At 54.2% G+C, this 14,608-nt stretch carries 15 protein-coding genes; 6 read left to right on the top strand and 9 right to left on the bottom strand.

What is annotated here, in order from left to right:
• Positions 1-46: 46 nt before the first annotated feature.
• A complete protein-coding gene (locus DFP90_RS11020) occupies positions 47-1,147 on the bottom strand; it encodes a methyltransferase domain-containing protein (protein WP_115936549.1) in 1,101 nt (366 codons plus the stop codon).
• 316 nt (positions 1,148-1,463) lie between these two features.
• Here DFP90_RS11020 and DFP90_RS11015 point away from each other — a divergent pair, with 316 nt between their 5' ends.
• On the top strand, positions 1,464-2,699 hold the full coding sequence (locus DFP90_RS11015) for a TIGR03862 family flavoprotein (RefSeq protein WP_115936548.1): 1,236 nt from the start codon (positions 1,464-1,466) through the stop codon (positions 2,697-2,699).
• A gap of 199 nt (positions 2,700-2,898) precedes the next feature.
• Here DFP90_RS11015 and DFP90_RS11010 read toward each other — a convergent pair whose 3' ends face one another.
• From DFP90_RS11010 to DFP90_RS10990, 5 genes are all read right to left on the bottom strand, one after another.
• Complete coding sequence (locus DFP90_RS11010) at positions 2,899-3,834, bottom strand: hydrogen peroxide-inducible genes activator (RefSeq protein WP_115936547.1); 936 nt, start codon at positions 3,832-3,834, stop codon at positions 2,899-2,901.
• A gap of 112 nt (positions 3,835-3,946) precedes the next feature.
• Entirely contained in the window at positions 3,947-4,525 is a 579-nt protein-coding gene (locus DFP90_RS11005) for a YceI family protein (RefSeq protein WP_115936546.1), read from the bottom strand.
• A gap of 70 nt (positions 4,526-4,595) precedes the next feature.
• Positions 4,596-5,144 carry a cytochrome b gene (locus DFP90_RS11000; RefSeq protein ID WP_115936545.1) on the bottom strand — a complete coding sequence of 183 codons (549 nt, stop codon included), beginning with the start codon at positions 5,142-5,144 and terminating at the stop codon, positions 4,596-4,598.
• 252 nt (positions 5,145-5,396) lie between these two features.
• Positions 5,397-6,698, bottom strand: coding sequence for a trimethylamine methyltransferase family protein (locus DFP90_RS10995; protein ID WP_115936544.1), 1,302 nt, complete (start codon positions 6,696-6,698; stop codon positions 5,397-5,399).
• A 117-nt stretch (positions 6,699-6,815) separates the two neighbouring features.
• Positions 6,816-7,781, bottom strand: a complete 966-nt coding sequence (locus DFP90_RS10990) for an NAD(P)-dependent oxidoreductase (RefSeq protein ID WP_115936543.1) — start codon at positions 7,779-7,781, stop codon at positions 6,816-6,818.
• A 179-nt stretch (positions 7,782-7,960) separates the two neighbouring features.
• Here DFP90_RS10990 and DFP90_RS10985 point away from each other — a divergent pair, with 179 nt between their 5' ends.
• Entirely contained in the window at positions 7,961-8,827 is an 867-nt protein-coding gene (locus DFP90_RS10985) for a LysR family transcriptional regulator (protein WP_115936542.1), read from the top strand.
• An 18-nt stretch (positions 8,828-8,845) separates the two neighbouring features.
• Here the strand turns inward: DFP90_RS10985 and DFP90_RS10980 are convergent, their stop codons facing one another.
• Positions 8,846-9,379: a tellurite resistance TerB family protein gene (locus tag DFP90_RS10980; protein ID WP_115936541.1), complete on the bottom strand. Its 534-nt coding sequence runs from the start codon at positions 9,377-9,379 to the stop codon at positions 8,846-8,848.
• A 204-nt stretch (positions 9,380-9,583) separates the two neighbouring features.
• Here DFP90_RS10980 and DFP90_RS10975 point away from each other — a divergent pair, with 204 nt between their 5' ends.
• On the top strand, positions 9,584-9,940 hold the full coding sequence (locus tag DFP90_RS10975; protein ID WP_115936540.1) for a DUF427 domain-containing protein: 357 nt from the start codon (positions 9,584-9,586) through the stop codon (positions 9,938-9,940).
• A 99-nt stretch (positions 9,941-10,039) separates the two neighbouring features.
• Positions 10,040-10,258, top strand: a complete 219-nt coding sequence (locus DFP90_RS10970; RefSeq protein ID WP_115936539.1) for a hypothetical protein — start codon at positions 10,040-10,042, stop codon at positions 10,256-10,258.
• Here the strand turns inward: DFP90_RS10970 and DFP90_RS10965 are convergent.
• Positions 10,255-11,253, bottom strand: coding sequence for an aminoglycoside phosphotransferase family protein (locus DFP90_RS10965; protein WP_115936538.1), 999 nt, complete (start codon positions 11,251-11,253; stop codon positions 10,255-10,257). The genes DFP90_RS10970 and DFP90_RS10965 overlap by 4 nt on opposite strands.
• Positions 11,254-11,382: 129 nt before the next feature.
• Between DFP90_RS10965 and DFP90_RS10960 the strand changes: the two genes are divergently transcribed.
• Together DFP90_RS10960 and ggt are read left to right on the top strand one after the other, a co-directional pair.
• Positions 11,383-12,006: a LysE family translocator gene (locus DFP90_RS10960; protein ID WP_115936537.1), complete on the top strand. Its 624-nt coding sequence runs from the start codon at positions 11,383-11,385 to the stop codon at positions 12,004-12,006.
• 81 nt (positions 12,007-12,087) lie between these two features.
• On the top strand, positions 12,088-13,845 hold the full coding sequence (gene ggt, locus DFP90_RS10955) for a gamma-glutamyltransferase (RefSeq protein WP_115936536.1): 1,758 nt from the start codon (positions 12,088-12,090) through the stop codon (positions 13,843-13,845).
• Between the two features lie 23 nt (positions 13,846-13,868).
• On the opposite strand, the gene DFP90_RS10950 is transcribed toward ggt, so the two are convergent.
• The gene (locus DFP90_RS10950) at positions 13,869-14,504 is read right to left on the bottom strand and encodes a tripartite tricarboxylate transporter substrate-binding protein (RefSeq protein WP_181905304.1); all 636 of its coding nucleotides are present in this window, start codon (positions 14,502-14,504) and stop codon (positions 13,869-13,871) included.
• Positions 14,505-14,608 lie beyond the last annotated feature (104 nt).

The raw sequence follows: 14,608 nt of genomic DNA, 5'->3' as shown, positions 1-14,608 counted from the left end.
ACAAACTGGTGCGGCTGTTCCAATCCGTCATTCGGATGAGAAGGCCTTATTTGGTCAATTCAAGCCGCATGATCTTGGCATGGCGTTCATGCAGCGATTTCAACCGGTCGAACTGATGAACGGATTGCTCTTTGAGAATATCACGCGATCTTTCATCCATCCGGCGTGTCCGGAACAATTCCGCTGCCTTAGCCCATCCCATTTTCAACCGATGCTGATAAATCTGGGTGATATTCTCGGTACCGATCAGTTTAAGCCCGCAATCGGCCAAAATTTTTTTGTAATAGCGGGCCGACAGCACCGGGGCCTCAAACCCGTCATGACGGGCCAGATAAGGCACTTTGCCGTTAGGCGCATCACCGATTGCATCCACCAACAGCATCTTGCCGCCGACCTTCATGGCATCCGTCGCGGCCTTTAGGATCTCTTCCCGGTCCTCTTCATCCTGCATGCCTTCCAGCGCACAGACAAAATCAAACCGTTCGGCCCCGAAATTAGCCCGTCGCGGCGCATAGTTTCGCACCTCCCCACGCGACTGGTCACATAACAATTCACTGGTGTCATAGGCCACGGTAACCGCCTGATGATGCTCACGCAGATAATCCATCACTTGGCCGTCTCCGGCGCAAATATCCAACACCTCCTTGAACGGTTTCAGATTCTGGATAACCGGCTCTAGCAGGTCAACGGCCCCCTTTATGCCGCCCGGTGTCCGCACCGGTGCATCCCACATAACCTCCAACAGATCCGCCATATCCATATCCCGGATCGGTGACGCACTGTTGCGGATCATCTTGTCACTCTTGCGCGTGGCAAGCCCCGCCGGGTTTTCTTTTTTCTTCGACGATTCTGCAGTTTCTTCCCCAGCCCCTGCCTGAGCCTTGGCCTTTTGAACAGACGGGGCATTGCGCGATAGGTCGTTGGTGGGTTTCCCAACGCGCGGTCCCTTGGCTTTTGGTCTGGCGCGCTTTGTCTTGCCAGACCGTCTGGACGCAGATGAACGGCCGGCCCCCGTCTGGGTGACCAGATCCCGTCCCTGCCACCAGGCCATGAGACGCTTCCCCAAATTGATCTCACCGCGCTCGACAATGATGGCATCGTCATTCGTTTGCAGCGATGAAACGACTCTTCGCAATATCTGTTTCATGGTTGAACGACACTAAAACCGGCTTGGGCTGCCGGTTCGGAAAATCAATAACGGCACAAGATTTCCCGATTGCCCCCGGTACGTCTACCCATTGAACGGCCGGGACCCAAACCACCTGTATGGATTAGAAAATAGCATTCAATCGAGAGGCCCGTAAACGCCTAAAAAGCCTGCAAATATTTAACAAATAAAGATAAAATTGCGCCTACCGAACTGATCAGGACAACATTGCCAATAACATCAATTCATTGCCTCCCCATCCAGGCTCCGGTAGAACCAAAAGGGAAATGAATAAAAAAACTGGTTCCCAATATCCATGACCGAGCAAGGTAACCCGGTAGTCTCCATCATCGGCGGCGGCCCGGCAGGTCTCATGGCTGCCGAGGCCCTGACGGACTATCCATGTGAAATTCACGTTTACGACGCCATGCCTTCCTTTGGTCGAAAATTCCTGATGGCGGGAAAAAGTGGTCTGAACCTGACGCATGCAGAGGCATATGAGAGTTTCCTGAAACGCTATGGCGCCCGGCAGGAAAAACTGAAGGGCTCCATTGATCGCTTCCCACCCAAATTGCTGCAGGAATGGGCCGCAGGACTCGGCATTGAAACTTTTGTCGGGAGTTCAGGTCGCATATTTCCCACCCATTATAAGGCTTCCCCCCTGCTGAGAGCCTGGCTTGAACGGCTGGACAGGAATGGTGTCCAGTTTCACCGGCGTCATCGTTGGGTCGGTTGGTCGGATCACAATACCCTCTGTTTTGAAACCGATGGCAGCAGACAAGAATACCCCACTTCCGCAACCATTCTGGCCATGGGCGGTGGCAGTTGGTCCAAGCTTGGTTCAGATGCCGCATGGATCCCTGTTCTTGAAAGATCTGGGATTGCAATCCAACCGCTGCGCCCCAGCAATTGCGGTTTTGGGGTCGATTGGTCCGATCATTTCCGGGGCAAATTCTCCGGCGAACCAGTTAAGACCGTTTGCCTCTCGACAAAGGATACGCGGTTACAAGGCGAATTTGTCATCTCCCATCGCGGCATCGAAGGCAGCGCGGTTTATGCGCTGTCGGCCAGGCTGCGCGATCAGATCGCGCAAGACGGCAAGGCTGATCTTTATCTCGATCTCCTGCCCGACATTGACGAACAAGAAATATTCCGGCGCCTGGAACGCCCAAGGGGGGCCGATTCCAAAGCCAATCATCTGCGCAAGACCCTGCGGCTCAAAGGGGTGAAAGCCGGCCTCCTGCGGGAATTGACCGATAAACAAACCTTCGAAGATAACCACCTTCTGGCGCAGGCAGTAAAGGCACTGCCAATCCCGTTGACCCAACCTCACCCCATTGATGAAGCCATCAGCACCGCCGGTGGTGTCTGCTTCCAGGAACTGAATGATAATTTGATGATCAGGAAACGCCCCAGTGTCTTTTGCGCTGGGGAAATGCTCGATTGGGAAGCGCCCACCGGGGGCTATCTCCTCAATGCCTGCCTGGCGACTGGTCTGACCGCCGGTCTGGGAGCGGCGAATTGGCTGCATCTTGATTTCAAGCCGCACTAATAATCGCTCTTATCGATTTCTTAAAAAGAAATAACCCATTTCCCTGATTTATCGAAATCGGCCATGCTGATCTTCGAAAGGCAGCTCTTTTAACAGACCTCCCCCAGATGCTGCTGTATTTGCCTTTTAAGTCAGCAGCACATCCCGGCAGGCCGCCACCCAACCGGCCTGCCGGGATCCGAAGGATCCACCACAATTGCTATTTCGGTTTTCGTCCGGTTGGGGGCACAGGCGTTGCCAGCTCTTCACGCAGTATGTCCCCTAGCATTCGATATTCGTGATCCCGGCTGCTGGATTTTCGCCAGGCCAAACCGATTTCGCGGGAAGCAGTGCGACCTTCCAAGGGTCTGATCTGCAATTTCGTTCCCTGCAAAAGCCCCGCATCCACCGCCATTTTAGGCAAAAGGGTCAGCCCGAGGCCGCTTTCAACCATTTGTACCAGCGTATATAGGCTGGTCGCTTGGAAACCGTCTTCCCGGCGCGGCGCCGTTATCAGCTGACAGGCGCTCAGGGCATGTTCTCGCAGGCAGTGGCCTTCTTCCAGCAATAAAAGCTCTTCTTCAGCCAAGGCTTCAGTTGGTACCATCTCCCGGTTTTCAAACCGATGCCCCTTGGGAAAGGCAACAAAGAAAGGGTCATCGGCAACGGTCAGCGTTTCGATGCCATCCATCGGATAGGGCAAGGCGATCAACACCAGATCAAGATCACCCTGGCCGAGTTTTTCAAGGATCCGGGCCGTCTGGTCTTCGCGCAAATAGAGCCTGAGTTCCGGATGGGCCCGACGCAAGGTCGGCATCACACGGGGCAACAGGAACGGGCTAATCGTCGGGATCACCCCCATGCGCAGATTGCCGGTCAGCGGCTCGCCCTTGCCCGCCACAAGGTCAACGATATCCTCGACATCCCGCAATACATTGCGCGACCGCTCCACCACCTCAAGACCCAGCGCCGTGACCATGACCGAACGTTTGGTCCGCTCAATCAGGGTGGATCCCAAGATGGTCTCCAATTCCTTGATGCTGGCGCTGAGCGTGGATTGGGTCACGAAACAAGCTTCCGCCGCCTTGCCGAAATGCTCAAATTCTGCAACTGCCACCAGATGGCGCAGCTGTTTCAATGTCGGTAGAGCCTTCATGACACTTGATCGCCCTTTTCAATTTTTTCCCCGATTAATACAGATACAATCGATCAGGGACAAAAAAAAGCCCTGCAGACAGCAGGGCTTTTAAAAACCACATACTTAAGTGTTATTGCTTGATTCCCTCCACTTCCAGGGTTAGTTCAACCTCTTTGGAAGCCGGGCCCAGATTGAAATCAATGCCATAATCGGCAAGTGCAATGGTGGTGGTGCCGGTGAAACCCTGGCGATGGCCGCCCCACGGATCCTGTCCACCACCAACATGACTGGCAACGATATCAATGGAACGGGTCACCCCATTCAAGGTCAGGTCACCAGTGATCACGCCCTGACCGTCACCATTAACGGTAACTTTCGTGCTTTTGAAAGTGGCGGTCGGGTATTCACTCACATTCAGGAAATCAGCACTGCGCAGGTGATTATCACGCTCCGCATGGTTGCTGTTCACACTGCTGGTGTCGATGGTAACCAAGACACTGGATGCTTCCGGGTTCGCTTCGTCAAAAGTAAACTCACCTTCAAACTTGTCAAAGCGGCCGCGCAGGTTGCTATAACCCAGGTGCTTGATATTGAAATTAATCGAAGCATGAGCACCTTTTGTATCGATCACATAGGTATCAGCCTTTGTCACCCCGCCGGTTACAATACCGGCCATCAAAGCAGCAGACAGAATAAGAGCCTTTTTCATCGTTCGGTTCCTTGTTAAATTACAATTCTAGTTGGACAGGTTGGTTAGGGTAAAACCGATCGCACATCGGTTATTTTTTCCGTTCCGGTAACATGCGCAGCAACGTTCGGTCTTTGTCGATCACATGATGTTTGAGAGCACCGATCACATGGAAAACGGCAAGCCCGATCACAGTGAAGGCCAGGATTTCATGGATCTCGCCAGCGGTTTTCTCCAACCCGGCCTGCTTGATGACAGAGGGAATTGAGAAAAGGCCAAAGACATCCATAGAGCGGCCATCTGCTGTGGAAATCAGAAATCCCGCAATGAAGAGCGCAAACAGCAACACATAAAACAGCCCATGGGTCCAGGACGCGACAACCCGCTCCCACCGGGCATGAGCGGGATCATGCGGCTGCGGATTCATCCACCGCCAGACAAGGCGCGCCAGAATCAAAACCGCCAGAACGACACCGATGCTGCGATGAAGATCGGGCCCATCCTTGTACCAGGGATCATAATAAGAAAGACTGCGCATCCACAGGCCCAGGGCAAACAGACCAATGATGGTCAGCGCACTGATCCAATGCATCCATTTGGCAACAGAGCCATATTGATCTTTGGTGTTTTTAAGGGCCATGCCCAAATCCTCGTTACTGTGATGTCACGCCGATACACATAAGGCCAACTTCAGCGTTTTTTTAGCCAGCTAGAATGAAACAGATTGTTTCGATCCAAGAAACAATCGTGCCAGACTGGTGAGGATAAACACATAATCCGGAACCTTTATTCCAAGGAACATGTCCAGCCATTTTGAACGAGGCCGCAACGTCCCGGTCCGATAGCGCCCAATTGTGACAGGATTATTTTTATCGATATTCCGCCCGATAGATCATTCAGACCGGCGGTGCCGGAGTTCCTTCAACAAGGCTGACAAAGACTGTTCTTGTGATTGCGTCAAAGGAACGGGCGGTTTTTCTGAATGGTCCGGATGGCCGATCACCGTCGACAACCAATCGGATTCGCGTTCGAATTTGTCGATCGAAATTGTGCGGCCGTTTTCCAACCAACCAACGGAATGGAGTATGAAATCCGCACCGGCATGAAAACTTGCAGTCATATTGAATGCGCTCTCAGCGGCTGCCTGCCCGTCAAAAGTATTTGAAGAAGTTATTCCCCCCTCACCCCTTGTCGGCAGTCCCAGCCTGCGAACAAGCTGGCATCCGGCCATCTGGGCCAGTGCCGCGACGGGATCGCCAAAAACCGGGATCATGGAACGCATGGAAAAGGGGATGGCATAGATCCCGCCAATGACCGGTGCGCCCGGCCGCACCAATTGGGACAACGCCGCCCCGGCCATAACTTCCGCATAAAGCTGGGCGAGTGTCCCCATCAGGCTGACAGAGGAAGAGGCCCCCATCATGGCATAGGCGGTCACCAGGCAACCCTGATTGCGGATGGCCGCAGTCCGGAGTGTCTTCAAGGCCTTTTCCACATAGACCAGCGGCGGATTAGAATTGATCAGATGCATCAGGTAACAATGGCGGTCCATTTCGTCATCCCCGACCACCGCTGCGGTCAGGTCAATCGCATCCGCACAACCATCCGGGGTCAGAACAGAACCCATGAACGGTTTGTCGGACAACTTAAGATGTGCGGCGACCACCTCCAATGGGCGATGCCCTTCTGACAGGTCATGGGGGAAACAAAGCAGCGTTCCAGTATGATTGATAATCGGCATGTCATGGGCCAGACGCACCAGCATGTGATAATCCGCCAGGCTTCCCAGGCCATAGCTGCCATCAAGATGCCGGACATTGGGCGTGCCATAACTGGGCACAAAAACCCGCTTTCCGGTTCCGACCATGAGATCCCGATCCGGGTTCCGGCTTTTAATCGCAAAGCTTGATGGCGCGGACGATATCACACGGCGTAATGCCGCACCGTCCATTCGGGCGATATCGCCGTCAATTTTCGCGCCCATCCCATCTAACAGCGCCAGGCTTTCGGGATCATCCCGGAAGGCGATGCCAATCTCGGCCAGGATCTTGTCGGCGTCGGCCTCGATCGCTGCAAGCTGATCTTGAGACAGGACCGGTACGGATACAGTTCCGGCCAGAGGCTCAGGAAACGCTCTCAATTGCAAATCGGATAATGCCGCCACGATCACTCTCCAGACTGGGGTCTGTTGCATTCTCTATCCTGTCTATACCCGGACAGACAATCCACGTCGTCATAAAGCGACCGCATTTTCTCTAAACGCACCAAAAAAGGCGGCCAAAGACCGCCTTTTCCGAAACATTATAAACAGTTACTGATCTTTTCTATGCTCGACGACCACCTCATAGCCAGGCTCTTCCGGCTCGTCATCGACCATATAGGCCGGAAAGCCCGGTGCCAGCACTTTGGAGCCACATGCCTCTTCCAGCCTTCTGATAATATTGGGCGATAATTCCCTGGGACCATATTTTTCGACACCATCCTTGAAAATGCCAAGCACCAGCGGAGAAACCTCCAGCGGCACATCCAGGCGTTTGGCAATATCGTCGAAAATGCCAACATCCTTCACCACGAGATCCATGGTGAAATTAATATCACGGCTGCCATTCAAGATCACCTGGCTCTCGGTTACATGGGAAAAAGAATTGCCCGACGAGATCTTAATCGCCTCATAGGCGACATTGAGGTCCATTCCCGCTTGCTTGGCCACTGTCAGCGCTTCGCAGGAGGCCACAAGATGAACAGTCGCCAGAAAATTGGTGATCACCTTCAAGACCGATGCAGAACCCAACTCACCGGTATGAAGGACCCGCCGCCCCATGGTCTTCAATACCGGCAGAACTTTTTCAAATGCCTCCCGGCTGCCGCCGGCAAAGATCGAGATATTCCCCGTATCGGCCCGATGACAGCCACCCGAGACAGGGGAGTCCATGGCCATGGCCCCTGTTTCCACCACCAGGCGGGCCAAGCGGCGCACTTCCGCCTCATCAGTGGTGCTCATTTCCAGCCAGACCTTGCCCTCAGACAGACCGGCCAGCACGCCATCGACTGCTTCCATCACGTCCGCACTCGCCGCCGGGGACGGCAGGCACGTAATGACGATATCCACTTGCTCCGCCATTGCCTTCGGACTTTCGGCCCAATGGGCCCCTTTATCCAGGAAAGGCTTTGCCAATGACTTATCCAAGTCGCGGACAGTCAGGTCGAAACCATTGCGCAAAACACTTCCCGCCAGTTTCGAACCCACATTGCCCAATCCAATGAAGCCGATTTTCATATTCCCGATCTCCCAAATTCGATCCGCTATTCTCGCGGTCTCTTTTTCCTGTTATGTGTTCAACAAATGCTGGTTCCGATTATCGGTGCCGGCCAAAGAAGCACAAACAATCAATTCAGCCACTGAGGCCCCTGATTGGTTTGTGCCAGATCCAGCCTTCTTCCATACGGTTTTCCATCATGGCCTATAAGCTTCCCCCCTTATCCTGGCTCCGCTCCTTTGAAGCATCTGCGCGCCATTGCAGTTTCACGGCTGCCGCCGAGGAATTGAACCTGACCCAGGCGGCGGTCAGCAACCAGGTACGCTCACTGGAAAAGCATTTGGGCTATCCGCTGTTCGAACGGCTATCGCGCAGCTTGAAGCTCACCGATATGGGCCGGGCTTACTTACCCCCGGTCCGTAAGGCTTTTGAAGACCTCTCCATGACCACCACCGGTCTTTTTGGCAGCCAGGCCCATTCAACGGTCACTGTCCGCGCTCCGATATCCTTCGCCGTTTCCTGGCTCTCCCCCAGGATCAAGGATTTTCGTGCCGATCACCCCCATATCGATGTCCGATTATGTTCTGCCATTTGGGCAGAGAATTTGGCCGCAGACCGAACCGATATTGATATCCGGTTTGGTGATGGGAAATGGGCAGGCTTTGATGCCCATCTGTTGAAAAATGATGATGCTATCCTGGTCTATAATCCAATTATTGCAGCAGCCCCCGCGGCTGGTGAATTGATCCATGTGATGGGGCTGGAGGATATGTGGAGCCGGTATTTCAAGCTTGTCGGAGAGGCAAGGAAAGAGATTCCAAACCACATCAATGTCGACACCTCCCTGGCGGCCCTGGAAATGGCAGCCAGTGCACCGGCCGCCGCCATAGTGCTTCGATCCTTTGCGGAACCCTATCTGAAAACCGGGCGGTTGCTGACAAAGGAGGATGTTGCGATCCCCGTTAAACAGTCACATTACATCCTGCAACCTGAGCAGGAACCCCAGCACAAGCCCGAAGCAGTTCTTTTCAGGAATTGGCTGTTAAAAGAAGCGGATCAGATTTGATCTTTTGATTTTGTCCAACTAAATACCCAAACGGTATTTCAAACGGGTGATAGCCTGGTAATGCCTCTCATGGGCCGTCTGTCCCAGCGAGGCAGCGAAATGGAGCATCTCCAACAATTGGATCTTTTCTTCAGGACTGCATCGCTGATGAATGACAAAACCCAAACGGTTCAGGCAATCCTCCACACTATGCGCCGAACGCATCGTCCAGCGTGCCAATGACAGCAAATCCCCCGCTTCAACGGCGGAGATCGAGAAAAGTTGCGCGATATACGCCTGTATTTTATCCAGTTGAGCCGGTTCCAGACCCCGCCCCCGATCCGCTATCGCACACATCATCGTGGTCGCGGCAACACAGGGGTCATCGACACAGTCGATGGCGTCCCGGGCGATCTGGTTCAAATAGACAGCTTTCCGGTCCAGTTCATGGGGCATGCGCTGCGCCTCGCGGGCTTCCTGCATCTCCCGGTTGGCCTTTGCGGCACTGTAAGATCTGTATGCATGAATGAGAAGGTCACCAAGAATATCTACAATGCCAGTCAGAACGCGCATGGTTTTCCACCTTGTTAGTCGCCGCCCGTTTCGGGCCGTTCTCTGCCCGTTAGGGCCGGGCAGTCTTCGATCAAACCTTCCCTGGATTTTACACGGCAGTTCTTAGCATAATCTTAATCGGTGTCCGCCCCCTTCCATTCCTGATCAACCATCCCATATCAGTTGTTCAGTTTTAATGACTGATCCCCGGAGGATTATCGCTTCATGCCCGAAACATCCGCAGCCAACCCCGCCCCCGGTTTTTTGAAACATCCCGATCACAAGATCACCATTGAGCCCTGTGACCAGGAAGTCATTGTTGAAAGAAGGGGCCATTCCCTGGCCAAAAGCCGGAATGCCCTCATATTGAGGGAAGCCAGTTATCCGCCGGTCCTCTACATCCCCCGACAGGATGTTGCGCTAGATCGTCTGACCCGCCTTGAAGACAACACATATTGTCCTTTCAAGGGTTACGCCAGCTACTGGTCTCTGGACGGTGATAAAGCCGCCTGGAGCTACGAAAAGCCCTATGACGAAATGTCGACGATAAAAGGACATATCGCCTTCTACCCTGAAAAATAAGCAATCTATTCTTTGGCATCGATTTTGCGTGATCTAAACCAGCTCTGAAACTCTCATAAACCAGGATGTTTCAGATCAACAGAATGTTGGTGAAAGATCATGAGCAAGAGAATCAGAATAGAACGGATTTGCGGCCTGTTTCTTCTGGCCCTCGTTTCACTCGGTGCCATCGCAGAGAGCTATTTGACCACCGGCCATTATTGTCTCTCCGACCAGAACGGCTACCGACGGTGCAGCAAAGTGATGAAGGACCCGGTCGACCCGACGCTGGATAATGCACTCTATGCACAGGAAATCCCTGTCGCCGGCAGTCATTAATCCCAGATCACGGGAAAATGGTCACGGAACCAGGCCTCAAGCGGCCTTAGCGCCGGTTTGGCCAGTTTGGCTGCCAACTGGCGACGGACCCGAGGCATGAATTGCAGATAGCCGTCCTTGCCATCCCGCTTCCAGGTGCGCATGAACCCGCCCAAAATCTTCGCATGACGCTGGGTACCCAGCAGATCAAACCAATGAAGGAAGCTATCAACATCCAGTCCCGGACGCTGGTCCAGATATCTGGCCATCATTGCCTGCGCCAGCGTTTCCGGCATATCCCGCCTGGCATCTTCCAGCAGGCTCATCAAATCATAGGGTGCACGCCCCATCAAAGCCCCCTGGAAATCGAGAATACCGCAGGCAGCAATGCCTTCGCGCCCTTTCAGGATCATCAGGTTATCGACATGGAAATCCCGGATCACCAATTCCTGATCGATATCCGGTGCCCGGTCAAACAGCCCTTTCCAGATTTCCAGATAGGATTGCTCGATCTCATCCGGGCAAGCATCGCCCCGTTCCACCGGCCAGTACCATTGGGTCAGAAGCCCCACTTCCATAAGCATGAAATCAAGATCATAGGGCGGCACCTCCACTTTTGCAGAATCCGGGTGGTTATGCAGATGCGCCAGGACATCCACCGCCAACGCATAGAGCCCCTCTTCCGGTTCTCCCTGGCGCAAGAGCTTGTTGTAGCTCTCGGTCCCGAAATCTTCGACCAGCAAGAAGCCATTTTCCAGATCGCGCTGATGGATGGCCGGCGTGCTCAGGCCTAGCGCGGCCAGATGCTCGCCGATGCGGATGAAGGCTGCTGAATCCTCAGTTGCAGGCGGCGCATCCATTAACATGACCGTATTGTCGCCCTGGCGAAGACGGTAATAGGTTCGGGCGGACGCATCCGCAGGCAAGGCTTCCACCACCGCATCACCATATCCATGTGCCTTGATGAAGGCCTCCCGAAGACTTTTCCGGGCTGAGTTTTTATCTTTCCTGTCCATTTTCGCCTTATAGCAACCCTTGCCTGCTGGATGCACGATCTTTTGTGCTTCACCCCCGCTATTCCTCTTGTCCCCGAAACAGCTTTCACAGATGATAGCGGGAATAAGCGAACAAACGGGGGTATCATCATGTCAGCGGAATTCTGGATCGCCTATTGTGCGACCATCTTCATTGCCTCAATCATCCCGGGGCCCAGCATGCTGCTCGCCTTGACACATGGCATGCGGTTTGGCCTGCGCCATTCGCTGATGACTGCTGCCGGCAATACCGTCGCAAGCGGCATCCAGGCCTCACTGGCTTTAACCGGGCTCGGCGCTGTCCTGTTTGCCTCGGAATGGGTTTTCCAGATCATCAAATGGTGCGGAGCCGCTTATCTTCTCTATATCGGTTACATGATGTGGCGCCATCCGATGCCCGCCCCCGAGGTTGAAGCCAAGTTGGGAAAAAGCCAATCCGGATGGAAGCTGTTTTACCAAGCCTTTGTCGTAGCCATGGGCAATCCAAAGGCGATCGTCTTTTTCACCGCCCTCTTCCCGCAATTCATACAGGGTGAGAATGGCAGCTTCCTGCTTTATATGGAAATGACCCTGGTTCTTTCCGTCATCGCCTTTCTCTGCATGATGATCTATGCCACCGGCGGCAAGAATCTCTCGCGCCTGATCCGCAGGTCTGGTGTTAGGAAATGGCTCTCGAAAGGTATTGGCGGGCTCTTCATGGGTGGCGGTGTCGGTTTGGCCTTATCCAGCCGTTAAACGCAATCGGGAGTTGCCTGCTGGCAATCATCTCCCCATATGCTCTAGAATGTTAAAAAACAATTTCGGGGAGAGAGTTTCATGACTTGGTGGACCGGCATACGCCGCACGGCAGCCTGTATGGCCGCATTGCTCGCGGCTACCCCCTTATTGGCGCAGGATATCCAGCCCGAGGAAACCTATGGCCGACAAGACCGAACCCAGTCCGTTTCGGCAAACGACTTCATGATCGCTGCCGCCCATCCGGCAGCAGTAAAAGCGGGTTATGACGTACTCAAGGATGGCGGCACCGCCGTCGATGCCGCTATTGCCGCGCAAATGGTGCTCAACCTGGTCGAACCACAATCCTCCGGCATCGGCGGCGGTGCTTTCCTTCTCTACTGGGACGCTAAAAGCCGCAGTCTCCAGGCTTTTGATGGTCGCGAAACCGCTCCCTTTAAAGCCTCTCCCGGTTATTTCCTGGGTCCGGATGGCCAGCCAAAAGGCTTTTGGGAGGCGGTGATCGGTGGCCGTTCTGTGGGGGTGCCGGGCACCGTGCGCATGCTGGAAACGGCCCACCGGATTCATGGAAAACAGGCATGGAAGGGTCTGTTTGAGCCAGCCATCACCCTTGCCAAAGACGGATTTGAGATCTCCCCGCGCATGGCCTCCTCAATCGCCGGGTCAGCAGGCGAAAAACGCCAGCTTGACCGGTTCCCGGAAGCCCGCGCCTATTTCTTTGAAGCGGATGGCAGCCCCAAAAAGGCCGGAACCCTTCTAAAAAACCCGGAATTTGCCGATACGCTTCAATTGATCGCTGAACGCGGGGCCGATGTATTCTACAAGGGCGAAATTGCCCGCGATATCGTCAAGGCTGTCAGCATACCGGCAGAAAACCCGGGCATTCTTACCCTGCTTGATCTGGAGCGCTATCAGGCCAAGATCCGAACGCCGGTCTGCCTGCCCTATCGCGGTTACGAGGTGTGCGGCATGGGTCCGCCGACCTCTGGTGGGTTAAGCGTCGGCCAGATCCTCGGCGTATTGAGCCATTTCAATCTGCCGGGCCAGGGGCCCAACAGTGATTCCGTACATCAATTTGTCGAAGCGGCCAAATTGGCCTATGCAGACCGGGCGCTTTACATCGCTGATGCCGATTATGTCTCGGTGCCGTCCTCCGGGCTGCTTGACCCCGCCTATCTCACGACGCGCGCGCAGCGGGTCAACCGCAACAAGGCAATGGAAAAAGCCATCGCCGGTAATCCTCCCTGGAAAGAGGCTTCCCTGCGGTCCCCCGATACCGATCCCGAACGCCCCGGCACCAGCCATCTTGTCATCCGGGACAGCTATGGCAACGCGCTTTCCATGACGACCACCATTGAAACCGGCTTCGGCAGTCGGATCATGGTGCGCGGGTTCCTTTTGAATAATGAACTGACCGATTTCTCACGCGCACCGGAGGCCGATGGACGCCCAATTGCCAATCGGGTGGAAGGTGGCAAACGCCCGCGCAGCTCCATGGCCCCGACCATCGTGATGAAGGATGGTGAACCCTATCTGCTGGTCGGCTCCCCCGGCGGCAGCCGCATCATCAACTATGTCGCTAAGACCATTGTTGCGATCCTCGATTGGGGCATGCATCCACAGCAAGCAGTCAGCCTTGGCCATTTCGTCAACCGCAACGGGGCGACCGACCTGGAAGAAGGCACAGAAGCGGTTCAGTTCAAGGGAATATTGGAAGCCATGGGCCATGAAGTAAAAATCCGCAACCTGAACAGCGGTCTGCACGCGATCCTGATCCACGAGGGTGGATTGTCCGGCGGCGCTGATCCCAGGCGTGAAGGCACGGTAATGGGGGATTAATGGGTTGGATTGGAGGCTGCCTTTTAACTATCCGGCCGGAAGCCCTGATAGGTTTTGATGGTGGTCTCCAACAATTCCAGAGCCTGTTTTCGGTTCCGATAGCCGTCCACGACCTTCATATATTTGGATTGGTTGAATTTTTGCAAATCGGGATGTTTCCATGCACGCGAAAATATATCTTCCAATATGGCAATTCGGTATTCCGGCACTCCGTTTTGAACGAAGAAGGTACGATAGCGCAGCAGGGTCTCTCCCTTAAGCCCCGCCTCCGACATGGATGTAACATCAGGAAATGCGGGTGCGCGTTCGGATAGAAAGGTCAGTACAGGCCGAATGCGGTTGGAAGAAAGCAGATCCTTGACGTCGCCAGGCTGCTCAACGAGCAAATCAACTTCTCCATTCAGCAAGGCCTTGTAACGGATTTTTGGTTGGTCCAGGGGCAAACGGCCAAAAGCGGTATCAAATGTTCTTTCCAAACGCCGAAGCAGGATATCCTCCAGACTTCCGGGTCTGCCAACATAGGCAATCTTCAACGGCCTGGCGGCCTCGGTCATTAAACCTGAGGCCAGGGTCCAGGTCGCAAAACGCGGGTCATCATACCTGGCATATAGTTGAGAGAAAGTAATCTGGGCAACAGCGATCGGCACCCAGTCCGTCATGGGATTATATGTAGTAGTCGAGACTCCGTCTGACAGTTACCGGCTTTGACGCGGTGTTCTGTCAGGTCAGGTTCAGTCTACGAACTTTTCCTTCCAGATTGGTT

Origin of the sequence: Aestuariispira insulae, assembly GCF_003385955.1 — a bacterium.
In the GTDB taxonomy this organism is placed as follows: Bacteria; Pseudomonadota; Alphaproteobacteria; order UBA8366; family Aestuariispiraceae; genus Aestuariispira; species Aestuariispira insulae.
This window is presented reverse-complemented; position numbering and strand designations above follow the sequence as displayed.